The 11,249-nt window shown below is 40.7% G+C and carries 9 protein-coding genes; 3 read left to right on the top strand and 6 right to left on the bottom strand.

Going from position 1 to position 11,249, the window contains the following annotated elements; translation table 11 throughout:
• The first annotated feature begins 13 nt into the window (after positions 1-13).
• Positions 14-2,281: an aconitate hydratase gene (locus CGC57_RS05260; RefSeq protein WP_095898264.1), complete on the top strand. Its 2,268-nt coding sequence runs from the start codon at positions 14-16 to the stop codon at positions 2,279-2,281.
• A 186-nt stretch (positions 2,282-2,467) separates the two neighbouring features.
• Entirely contained in the window at positions 2,468-4,213 is a 1,746-nt protein-coding gene (locus CGC57_RS05255; RefSeq protein WP_095898263.1) for a thiamine pyrophosphate-dependent enzyme, read from the top strand.
• A 405-nt stretch (positions 4,214-4,618) separates the two neighbouring features.
• On the opposite strand, the gene CGC57_RS05250 is transcribed toward CGC57_RS05255, so the two are convergent.
• The 6 genes from CGC57_RS05250 to CGC57_RS05220 all read right to left on the bottom strand — a co-directional run bounded on the left by CGC57_RS05250 (position 4,619) and on the right by CGC57_RS05220 (position 10,734).
• Positions 4,619-5,878, bottom strand: coding sequence for a putative DNA modification/repair radical SAM protein (locus tag CGC57_RS05250; RefSeq protein ID WP_095898262.1), 1,260 nt, complete (start codon positions 5,876-5,878; stop codon positions 4,619-4,621).
• Between the two features lie 30 nt (positions 5,879-5,908).
• Positions 5,909-6,481 carry a 1-acyl-sn-glycerol-3-phosphate acyltransferase gene (locus CGC57_RS05245; protein ID WP_172595639.1) on the bottom strand — a complete coding sequence of 191 codons (573 nt, stop codon included), beginning with the start codon at positions 6,479-6,481 and terminating at the stop codon, positions 5,909-5,911.
• Positions 6,482-6,717: 236 nt separating this feature from the next.
• Positions 6,718-8,892 (bottom strand): peptidase domain-containing ABC transporter, encoded by a 2,175-nt coding sequence (locus CGC57_RS05240; RefSeq protein ID WP_095898260.1) that lies wholly within the window; start codon positions 8,890-8,892, stop codon positions 6,718-6,720.
• Between the two features lie 392 nt (positions 8,893-9,284).
• Positions 9,285-9,479 (bottom strand): hypothetical protein, encoded by a 195-nt coding sequence (locus CGC57_RS05230; RefSeq protein ID WP_095898258.1) that lies wholly within the window; start codon positions 9,477-9,479, stop codon positions 9,285-9,287.
• A 96-nt stretch (positions 9,480-9,575) separates the two neighbouring features.
• Complete coding sequence (locus CGC57_RS05225; protein ID WP_095898257.1) at positions 9,576-10,100, bottom strand: TlpA family protein disulfide reductase; 525 nt, start codon at positions 10,098-10,100, stop codon at positions 9,576-9,578.
• Position 10,101: 1 nt separating this feature from the next.
• On the bottom strand, positions 10,102-10,734 hold the full coding sequence (locus CGC57_RS05220) for a hypothetical protein (RefSeq protein ID WP_095898256.1): 633 nt from the start codon (positions 10,732-10,734) through the stop codon (positions 10,102-10,104).
• A 275-nt stretch (positions 10,735-11,009) separates the two neighbouring features.
• Between CGC57_RS05220 and CGC57_RS05215 the strand changes: the two genes are divergently transcribed.
• Entirely contained in the window at positions 11,010-11,246 is a 237-nt protein-coding gene (locus CGC57_RS05215) for a helix-turn-helix domain-containing protein (RefSeq protein WP_095898255.1), read from the top strand.
• Positions 11,247-11,249 lie beyond the last annotated feature (3 nt).

The following is an 11,249-nucleotide window of genomic DNA, read 5'->3' as shown; positions in this document are numbered from 1 at the left end:
TGTTAATTGAATTATGGTTTTTGATATTGAAATGATAAAGAAGGTCTACGCCCAATTTCCTGAGCGCGTAGACAAAGCCCGCCAAGTGGTAGGAAGACCCCTTACCCTTGCTGAAAAAATATTATATACACACCTATGGGATGGCAACCCCTCTCGTGCCTTTGAGCGCGGTAAAGACTATGTAGATTTCGCCCCCGACCGCATTGCTTGTCAAGATGCTACTGCCCAAATGGCACTCTTGCAGTTTATGCAAGCGGGCAAAAGCAAAGTGGCTGTCCCTACCACCGTACACTGCGATCACCTCATCCAAGCCAAAATAGGCGCCGCAACCGACCTGAAAGTAGCTACTGAACAGTCTAAAGAAGTATTCGATTTTCTCTCTTCGGTATCTAACAAATATGGTATTGGCTTCTGGAAACCTGGCGCAGGGATTATTCACCAAATAGTCTTAGAAAACTACGCTTTCCCTGGTGGAATGATGATAGGCACCGATTCGCATACAGTAAACGCTGGCGGATTAGGAATGCTCGCTATTGGTGTAGGCGGGGCTGATGCCGTAGATGTGATGGCGGGAATGCCGTGGGAACTGAAATTCCCTAAACTCATTGGGGTAAAACTCACAGGTAAACTCAGTGGTTGGACAGCCCCAAAAGATGTGATTCTAAAAGTCGCTGATATCCTCACCGTAAAAGGTGGTACTGGTGCAATTGTGGAATACTTTGGCGAGGGTGCTAAGTCGCTTTCCTGTACCGGTAAAGGTACTATTTGTAATATGGGTGCCGAAATAGGGGCTACTACCTCTACTTTTGGCTATGATGAGGCGATGCGTCGCTATCTGCTTGCTACTGGGCGCGAAGAAGTTGCCCTCGCTGCCGATGCCATTGCGCCTTACCTCACCGCCGACCCCGAAGTCTATGCCGACCCCGAGAAATATTTCGACCAACTCATTGAGATAGACCTCTCTGCCTTAGAGCCTTATATCAACGGTCCTTTCACCCCCGATAGAGGTACTCCTGTATCCAAAATGAAGGAGGTAGCCCGCGCCAACGATTGGCCCTTGGAGGTGCAATGGGGGCTCATAGGTTCGTGTACTAACTCCTCCTACGAAGATCTCACCCGCGCGGTTTCGGTGGTAAAACAAGCCTTAGAAAAGAGAATTACCCCTAAAGCCTCTTTTGGTATCAACCCTGGCTCTGAACAAATACACTATACTACCGAGCGCGACGGAATTATAGACATCTTCGAGCAGTTGGGTACTCGTGTATTCACCAATGCTTGTGGTCCCTGCATTGGTCAGTGGGACAGAGAAGGTGCCGAAAAACAAGAGAAAAATACGATTGTACATTCCTTCAACCGTAACTTTTCCAAACGTGCCGACGGTAACCCTAATACCCACGCCTTTGTAACTTCTCCCGAAATGGTAGCGGCTTTGGCAATTGCCGGTAGGTTAGACTTCAACCCTATCACCGATACCTTGCTTAACGACCAAGGTGAAGCCGTAAAACTCACTCCTCCTTATGGCGAAGAGTTGCCTTCTAAAGGTTTTGCCGTTGATGATCCTGGCTATCAGGCTCCCGCCGAAGATGGTAGCAACATCGAGGTGGTGGTATCGCCTACCTCCAACCGCCTCCAACTGCTCACGCCTTTCGCTCCTTGGGACGGCGAGAATATCACTGGGGCTAAACTCCTCATCAAAGCGCAAGGCAAATGCACCACCGACCATATTTCGATGGCAGGGGCTTGGTTGCGTTTCCGCGGACATTTAGACAATATTTCCAACAATATGCTCATAGGGGCGGTAAATGCTTTCAACGGTAAAACTAACTTCGTGAAAAACCAACTTACCGGCCAATACGACGAAGTGCCCAAAGTGCAACGCGCTTATAAAGCAGCAGGAATCCCTTCTATTGTAGTAGGCGACCACAACTATGGCGAGGGCTCTTCACGTGAGCACGCCGCTATGGAACCTCGTCATTTGGGCGTACGAGCCGTATTGGTAAAATCGTTTGCGCGCATTCACGAAACCAACCTTAAAAAACAAGGAATGCTCGCCCTCACCTTTGCCCACGAAGCTGATTACGACAAGATTCAAGAAGACGACGTAATCAACTTCCTCGACCTCACCGCCTTTGCGCCTGGCACTCCTTTACATTTGGAATTTGTGCACAAAGACGGTAGCAAAGATGTGATTACCTGCAACCATACCTACAACGCTCAGCAAATAGGTTGGTTTAAAGCAGGAAGCGCCCTGAACCAGTTAAAAGATAAAAGTGAAAAGTGAAGAGTGTCATATCCTGAAATAGGTTTACACTAAAAAAACAGGAAAAGATATGACGACAGGAAGAAGAACAACAGTTCGGTACAGCGATTGCTTGCATCACAATCCTAACCTTTAATTTCTGTTCAAAAACGATACATTGGTATTATTTTTGCATACCTAAGCCCGTCATTAATAAAAAAAACATATATGAGCAAAAATGTATCCGACCAATTGGTCGAAATGTTAGTACAAGCAGGCGTAAAAAGAGTCTATGCTATTACTGGTGATAGCCTCAACCCTGTGAACGACGCCATCCGTCGCGATGGTCGCCTTGAGTGGATACACGTCCGCCACGAGGAATCAGCGGCTTATGCTGCCTCTATGGACGCCGAACTAAACGGCATAGGCTGTTGTATGGGAAGTTCAGGACCTGGACACGTGCACCTTATCAACGGACTCTACGATGCTAACCGCTCAGGGAACCCCGTAATTGCCATTGCCAGCACCTGCGCTACCCATAAATTTGGTACCAATTGGTTCCAAGAAACCAACCCCTTCCTCCTCTTCCAAGATTGCAGTAAATATGTGTATGTAGCCAATACCGCCAAGCAATTTACCACAATGATGCAACGCGCCATACAAACGGCTATCAACGAGAAAGGCGTGGCTGTATTAGGACTCCCTGGTGATGTGGCAGGCGCCGACCTTGAAGAGGTACCTACTGCTACACAAACCTTCTTAGCAAAACCTGTAGTGCGCCCTTCCGATAGTGAACTTGACAAATTGGCAGCAGTACTCAACGACAACAAAAACAAGAAAATAGCCCTCTACTGCGGTCACGGCTGTCAGTATGCGGTGAAAGAAGTAGAACAGCTTGCCGAAACCCTTAAAGCGCCTATCGTGGCTTCTTTCCGTGGCAAAATATTCTTCGATCGCACCGATAGCCCTTATATAGCGGGAATGAATGGCTTGCTCGGACACCGTTCAGGTTATGATGCTTGTGCCAAAGCCGATGTGCTTGTAATGCTCGGCACCGACTTCCCTTATGCGGAGTTCTTGCCTAAGAAAAGCACTATTATCCAAATAGATGAACGCCCCGAGATTATCGGTCGTCGTGCCAAAGTAGATTACGGTTTTGCAGGCGATGTGAAAGATACCATTACCGCCTTATTGCCTAAACTCACTCCTCGCACCGACGATAGTTTCCTCAAAGATATTCACAAAGAGTATTTGGAACTCGAAAAATCATTGGACGATTACACCAAAAAGAAAACCGAAGAGAACCAAATAGACCCTGAATATGCGGCTAAACTTTTGGATAAATACGCCGCCAACGATGCTATTTTCACCGTAGATACAGGTATGAATGTAGTGTGGGCAGCGCGCTTTATCAAAGGTACGGGCAAACGTTACCTCACTGGCTCTTTCAACCACGGTTCTATGGCAAACGCCCTCCCAATGGCAATTGGCGCAGCAGCTTCTTCCAATGGCAGACAAGTGGTAGCAATGTGTGGTGACGGCGGTCTATCAATGCTTTTGGGCGACTTGGCTACCCTAATGCAATACCAATACCCTGTGAAGATATTTGTGTTCAACAACCGTTCACTCGCAATGGTAAAACTCGAAATGGAAGTATCTGGCTATCTCGATTGGCAAACCAATATGGTAAACCCACCTTTTGATAAACTCGCCGAGTTGATGAACATCAAAGGCTATGAAGTACGCAAAACCGAAGATCTTGAAGCCACTGTAAAAGCAGCTTTCGAGCACGACGGACCTACTTTGGTGAATATCTACACCAATCGCGATACTTTAGCAATGCCCCCTCACATCACTTTTGAACAGATGAAAGGTTTTGCGACCAACATCATCAAAAAAATAGGACAAGGAGACTTTGCAGATGCCAAAGATAGTATTGCCAACAGTATGAAGCACGTCAAAGACGTGTTTTAGAAATTAATTTTGATAATAAAAAGCTGCTGAGCATCTTGCTTAGTAGCTTTTTTTGTTTAATAGGAAAATTATTTATACTTTTGAGCTTGTAAAAAACACTTAAATTTTTCAACAATGGGAAAAAGATTACCCGAGAAAACAATCGTGCCAATATGCAAAATCCAAACAAAGGGAGCGATGGCACAAATAAACAATATGATAAAGCCCAAGGTAATAGGGGCAAACAAATGAATCCTAATAGGGAAAAACAATCTTGATTTTGTTCCTTAGGGTTAAAAACGATTAAAAAATTACCGATTCTAATTTACTAATGCTAATTTTCTAAAAACCAATACAAGGTTAATTCTTAAAAGCAAAAGTAAATATACAAAGAGGCTGTCTTTTTAGATAGCTTTTTTTTGTATATTAAAACAGCGATAACTGTCCGGTGAAGAGTTCTTTGTGCTTGTTATGGCTGTTAGCGATGAGCAAATGGCGGAGTTTTGTGGGCTCCATAGTGCCTGCTAATGGGGTTGCCCCACTGCAAGTAATGAAGTATTTGGCTCGGCTGAGGGTTACTCCTATCTGTTTGAGACTGTAATAGGTGAGTTTTTGGAAGGTACGCGCTGCGAGTATCTTCTGTACCGAGCGAACGCCTACCCCTGGAATGCGCAAAAGCATCTCACGAGGTGCCGTGTTCACATCTACCGGAAAGAGGTGTGGGTGGCGCAATGCCCAAGCGAGTTTGGGGTCTATTTCTAAATCGAGAAAGGGCTGACGTGTATCTAAAATCTCATCGGGAGCAAAGCCGTAGTAACGCATTAGCCAATCGGCTTGATAGAGACGATTTTCGCGCACTACAGGCACCTGAGAGTGAATAGAAGGCAATCGGCTGTCTTGCAATACCGGTACATATCCCGAATAGTACACCCGCTTCATCTCTAACTTATCATACATATAACTGGCGACTTTTATTATCTTCTGGTCAGTTTCATTAGTAGCACCTATAATCATTTGGGTAGTTTGTCCGGCAGGGGCAAATTTTGGCGTATGCTTAAATTTCTTCTTTTCTACTGAGTGGATAGCCAATTCATTTTTCAGCTGCTGCATAGGGGTGATCATCTGCTGGTGATCTTTTTCGGGTGCAAGCAACTTGAGTCCTTCTTTGGTGGGGATTTCGAGGTTGATAGAAAGACGGTCGGCATAGAGTCCTGCCTCGTGAACGAGGGCTTCACTCGCCCCTGGAATCGTTTTTAGGTGGATATAGCCGTTGAAACGCTCTTCTAAGCGCAACTTTTTAGCTACGCGCACCAATCGTTCCATTGTAGTATCGGGGTCTTTGAACACTCCCGAACTGAGGAACAAACCCTCTATATAATTTCGGCGGTAAAAGTTGATAGTAAGGTCTACCACCTCTTGCACACTGAAGGCAGCGCGCTGTATGTCATTACTGCGTCGCGATACGCAGTACACACAATCGTAGATACAATGGTTTGTAAGGAGTATTTTGAGCAGAGAAATACACCTGCCGTCCTCGGTAAACGAGTGGCAGATACCGAAGTTGGCTGCGTTGCCCAATTCACCTTTCACTGCCTTGCGCGAGCTTCCGCTACTGGAGCAAGAAACATCGTATTTGGCAGCATCGGCGAGGATCGCTAATTTTTCTTTAATGCGCTCAAAGTCCATTGTTAGGTGTCAGGTTCTAGGGGTTAGGTGTCAGGAAATGGGAGATAGGGGGTTCCACTGTTCGGGGTATTTTGGATTGATATCCTTGTAGTAATCCTGAATTTCCTGCATAATACTCTCTTGAGAGCGCGTTTGCAGGTCGGTGAGGGAGATGGTTTTTCCTATGTATATTTTCTTTTTCTTAAAATCGCCAGCTCCCAAAACCACAGGCACTTGGGCAGAAAGGGCGATATGGTAGAAGCCCATACGCCATTTGTTTACGCGAGAGCGCGTACCTTCGGGGGTTACCACTAAGCTGAAACTATCTTCTTTAAAGCGTTGGGTGATAAACTCAATGAGGTGGTTGTGCTGAGAGCGGTCGATACCTATGCCCCCCAATTTGCGTACGATCCAGCCGTACCACGCTTTGGTGTGTGCATCTTTGATAATGAGTTTGATAGGTTTTTCGAGCTTCCAATAAGCTAAAATTCCGAGAACAAATTCCCAGTTGGTAGTATGCGGAGCCACTACCAACACACAGCGATTAAGATTTTCTTTATCGCCTTGTAGTTCTATTTTCCAGCCCGTCACCCACAAGGCGAAAGAGCCAATCCATTTTTTAATCATAAACTGTCAATTTGCTGATTTGTCAATTTGTCAATTCTGAGGTAAGATGTTAAGAATGTTACAAAAAATAACAAACCAGAGATAATGGTTAAGAAATGCATTTTGTTGTTGAGATATTCCATTAAGCAATAGCTAGAAAAGCACAATGAAAGACACATCATTACGATAAGAACAATTTTTTTGCTGTTCATAACCTTGATTGTTTTAAATATTTACGGCAAAAATACGAATAATTAGGAAATTGACAAATTTGCAGAAGAGTTAGCGAAGAAGTTGCTGTAGAAATTTTGACTTTGCATTAACTCCTTGTGAGAGCCTGAGTGGGTGATAGTTCCTTTTTCTAAAACACAAATACGGTCAGCGAGGTTGGGTAAGGAGTGCAGGCGGTGGGATATGAAGAGTATTAGGCTATTGTGTTTGATTTGGTGAAGAACCCTATGTATAAAGGCTTCAGTATGCCTATCCATTGCAGAAGTAGCTTCGTCTAAAATTAGCAATTGAGGTTTTTTGAATAGTGCCCTAGCAAAGGCAATGAGCTGTTTTTGTCCACCAGAGATATTTACCCCTTTTTCACCTAACTGAGTAGCTAATCCTTGTGGAAACTGATTGAAATAGCTATCAAAACCATATTTATTTAAGAAAGCGATGAGTTCTTCAGGGGTAGATTGAGCACCTAATAAAATATTATCTAATACATTCCCGTTGAAAATAGCCACCTCTTGTGGAATATAGGCTACTAAATTGCGATAGCTTTCTAAGGTGATAGTATGCAAAGGCTGTTCCTCATTGATAATAATATGTCCTTCATCAGGAAGATAAAATTGCAATAAAAGATTAGCAAGCGTACTTTTTCCACAGCCGTTTTCACCTATAATAGCCACGATTTCACCTTTGTTTATTTGTAAAGAAAGATGGTGCAAGATAGGTTTTCTACCTACAAAACGGAATGATACATTTTCTAAGATTATTCTATCAATAGTATTGATATTTTCACCTTCTTCTTGCTCAGGAGGTATGGCTGTGAAATTGTACATACGCGCAAAAGCTACTTTGGCTTCGTTGATAGGAATACTTATCAGTGCTAAATTGAGAACAGAAGGCAATAAAGAGCCAGCCATTGAAAGGATAGCCATTAATCCACCTAATAGTAAAGTGCCTTTGAGTACTTGTATAGCGCTATAAATGAGTATACTTACTAAGAAAATCACACTTATTATTCCAGATATCCAAGAGAGTTTGATATTCACTTTTCCTAACTGGAAAGCCTTTTCTTGTGAAGAGAGAAAAAGAATTTCATTTATTTTTGAAAATACATTTTGTTTGTTGCCTATTTTTATATCGGTAATACCTTGAAAGGTATTGATATAATGACTTTCGACTAAAGCATAACTTTGCATTACATCGCGTTGTAGGGTAACAATTTTAGTGTTGTTTTTATGAATGACAAAAAAATAAATAGGAATGGATAGTAATGTAAATACCCCCACTTGCCAAGAGTAGTAAAACAAGAATGCAGATGTGATAAGTACTACCAGAATATCAATGAATGTAGCACTCACAAGCATTTTTATTACCCGTTGAATACGCTGGGTATCGTTTAGGCGAGCAATGAGTTCTCCTATTTTGCGTGTATCGAAAAAGAATTTAGGCAAGTGAAGGAGTTTGCTAAAAAACTGCTCATTGATACGTGTATTGAAGTCTTTGGCTTGCAAGAGTAAGAAGTATTCTCTCACTACTGAAATACCAATGCGTGCTAATAATAAAAAAGTGAGCAATAACACACCTTGAATGAGTTTGCTAACGTCTTTTGAGGGGAGGATATTATCAATGAGTTTTTGAGAGAAGATAGCCATAGCTAAACCTAAAACAGCTATAACTGTGCCTAAAAGTCCGCTGATGAGAAGCAAGCGCAAATCTTTTTGAATGAGGTTTAAAAACCATTTAAACTGAGCTTTCTGTTCTGTGCTTTTCTTTTTAAGTTGTGTTGTAGGTGTGAGTGTTAGGCAAGTTTTGGAGAGCCAAAGACTGTTTAATTCTTCTGGAGATAGTTTTATAATACCTTTAGCGGGGTCACCGATGATAAATGTATCTTTTTCAAAGCCATAGCACACTACATAATGCTCTAAATTACCTATTGTTAGATGTAATATAAGCGGAGCGTTATAGGTTTTAAGCACTGCTATATCCGCCTCGTTACCTTCTGCTTCAAAACCTATGGAATTGGCAGCTTGGTAGAGACCTAAAAGCGTAGTGCCTTGCACGGTAGTACCGCTTTGTATACGTAAGTCTTCCAAGGAGTGAGTGCCACTATAATATTGAACGAGCGACAGCAAGCAGGCTACCCCACAATCACTTTGGTCGTGCTGGAGTACAAAAGTTTTATAGATATGTTTTAGAGGGAGAGACATATATAAAGATAGGTTGATAATTAAACAAAGCCATAGCACGGCAGGTAAATTATTACTGGGAGTTTCTGAGAAACTCCTAAAAGTAGGGTGTTGAGATGTTGGGAAAGAGTATGTTATTTGTCTTTTAGTATCAAATAATAAAAATAACCCTCATTTAAGAAACCCTAAATGAGGGTTGTTAAGGTTAAAATTTTACATTAAAGCCAGCTAATGCTCTTTTTTCTTTTTAAAACTGTCATAAAGATTCATAACAAAATAGATTGACAATAGGAAAAAGAAAATAGGACTTAATACGTTATTTGCAAAGGCTTCTTTTGGTAATTTAAGTAATACAAAAGGAAAAAGTATTATTATTATAAAAGATAATACTTTTTGTAGTTTATTCTTCATATTTACCAAAGTTTTATTCTCCTACCTAAACAGGCAACAGTTCCTGCAGCAAAAACAGCTTCTCCCCAAAGAGGTATTGCAAGGAGAGTCGCTCTTGCTGCAATACCTGCTGCTGTAAAACCAAAGACTGCACACGCTCCGTCCAAAGTGTCTCCACCTTGGATTTTTTCCATTTGTTTGATTTCTAACTTTTTCATAGTTTAAAAAGTATTAAATTAATAAATTAATGAGTATCATCTAAAAGAAGTATCCACAAACGCTAGCTTTTTTGCTCCTCTCCTTAACAGATGATTTTATTTTTCGCCTAAGAGCTGTAATAGTTTTTCAACTCTTAATTGTCCTTTATGACGCAATAGTAATTTGCCTTGCGCATCGTACGCCAATATATAGGGTATACTATTGGCTTCGAATTGTTTGGCAAAAGTGTAAATGCTATCTTGCAAAAATATCACTTGGTCTTTACTAAATAAATTTTGCTTTATAGCAAAGGCTTTAATGGCTTCTTTACTCTCGTTTGAGACAAGTAGTAATGTAGTTGCCTTAAATCGTTCTAACTGCTCGCTGATGTCTTTGGTTTCATAGAAACAATAGTCGCATTCGGTATTGAAATAGATAAAAACTGCTTTGTTATTTTTAGGAAGGTTCGTTTTCGTAAAAGCGCTCCCTTCTAAGGTTTGAAAGCTAAACTCGGGCAAAGTGCTGATTTGTTGCTGTACTTGTTTTTTGTATTGTAACTTTTGTACGATTTGAAAACCCATAAAACTTATAAACACTACTACAACTGCTATAATGAGTTTCTTTACAATTGTTTTTTTCATACTATGTCATATTTAAGGTAAAGAACATTACACACATTATCCATAGAAGCATTCCTAAGCCATAACCACTTGCCATAATGTTAAGTCCTTTGCCAGTAGTGCTCCCAATAGCTTTGTTGAGCTGTATAGCCATAAAGAACCAATAGGCTATTTCGAATAAATTCAGCACTTGCAAAGGATAGAGAAACCAAACTGCAATACCTTTATACCCTGTGATATTTAAAGCTGATAGTGGATAGAAATACTGTATATCTTCCAATGTGAAATCAGGTTGAAAAAATGTAAACCAACACAATTTAATAATAGGAATGACTAAAAAAATACTTTCACCTAACAGCGCCATACGAAAAAGTTGTTTATAGGGCAATTTTTCGTTGTAGAACACACAACCTATATCTATTAGCAGGGCGATTACACTTATCTTTATTATTAGTAGTATGGGAACTGCTACATAGCCTATCCATTGCCACTTATCTCTAAAAGAAATAAATTTATCTATTTGCTCTGAGGTAAGTTGCTCAGATAATGATTGTGCCATTACCCCATTTAAATTTAGTATTACAGATGAAATATAGGAGAGTAGTATATAAGCCCCCGATAATACAATAAAAATAGTGCTGTTATTCCATTTCATAAAAATACTTTGGTTTGAATTACGAGGCAAAGGTACTACGAGTTTTCAAAAGTTGTAGTGCAGAAAATGCACAAATTTTGTGCAGAATGCGCACTTTTCAAAAAATTAACAATTTTGTTGATTAATATACAATACTTCTATTGTTTTCTTAACAATAATATTATTTTTATATATGCAAAAAGGGCAGTTTTTTTTTTTTTATAATAAAAAATATATAGTTTTTTTTGCTATTTTCAGTTTAATTATTAATTTTGCCTTACTAAACACTTAATCCGATGAAAAAATTCACACAAGAAGTTGCTGAAAAAAATAGCAAGATTTTAAATAAAATAAGACAGCTAAGAGAAGAAAAACGCTACAGTCGTGAAGAAATGGCTGAAAAATTAGGAATGGACACCTCTACTTATACGAGGATAGAAAATGGAAATGTTCATTTAAAGATGACTACCTTTATAATGATTGTTATGGTATTAGGAGTATCGATGATAGAATTGTTCCCACAAGAAAACTAAACC

Source organism: Capnocytophaga sputigena, assembly GCF_002302495.1.
Classification (GTDB): domain Bacteria; phylum Bacteroidota; class Bacteroidia; order Flavobacteriales; family Flavobacteriaceae; genus Capnocytophaga; species Capnocytophaga sputigena.
Note: the sequence above shows the minus strand (reverse complement) of the source record. Positions and strands in the feature narration are given on the sequence as shown.

Excerpts from the sequence above, each read along its gene's own strand:
- CGC57_RS05260 (WP_095898264.1), top strand. The coding sequence starts at position 14 with ATGGTTTTTGATATTGAAATGATAAAGAAGGTCTACGCCCAATTTCCT.
- CGC57_RS05255 (WP_095898263.1), top strand. The coding sequence starts at position 2,468 with ATGAGCAAAAATGTATCCGACCAATTGGTCGAAATGTTAGTACAAGCA.
- CGC57_RS05250 (WP_095898262.1), bottom strand. The coding sequence starts at position 5,878 with ATGGACTTTGAGCGCATTAAAGAAAAATTAGCGATCCTCGCCGATGCT.
- CGC57_RS05240 (WP_095898260.1), bottom strand. The coding sequence starts at position 8,892 with ATGTCTCTCCCTCTAAAACATATCTATAAAACTTTTGTACTCCAGCAC.
- CGC57_RS05230 (WP_095898258.1), bottom strand. The coding sequence starts at position 9,479 with ATGAAAAAGTTAGAAATCAAACAAATGGAAAAAATCCAAGGTGGAGAC.
- CGC57_RS05225 (WP_095898257.1), bottom strand. The coding sequence starts at position 10,100 with ATGAAAAAAACAATTGTAAAGAAACTCATTATAGCAGTTGTAGTAGTG.
- CGC57_RS05220 (WP_095898256.1), bottom strand. The coding sequence starts at position 10,734 with ATGAAATGGAATAACAGCACTATTTTTATTGTATTATCGGGGGCTTAT.
- CGC57_RS05215 (WP_095898255.1), top strand. The coding sequence starts at position 11,010 with ATGAAAAAATTCACACAAGAAGTTGCTGAAAAAAATAGCAAGATTTTA.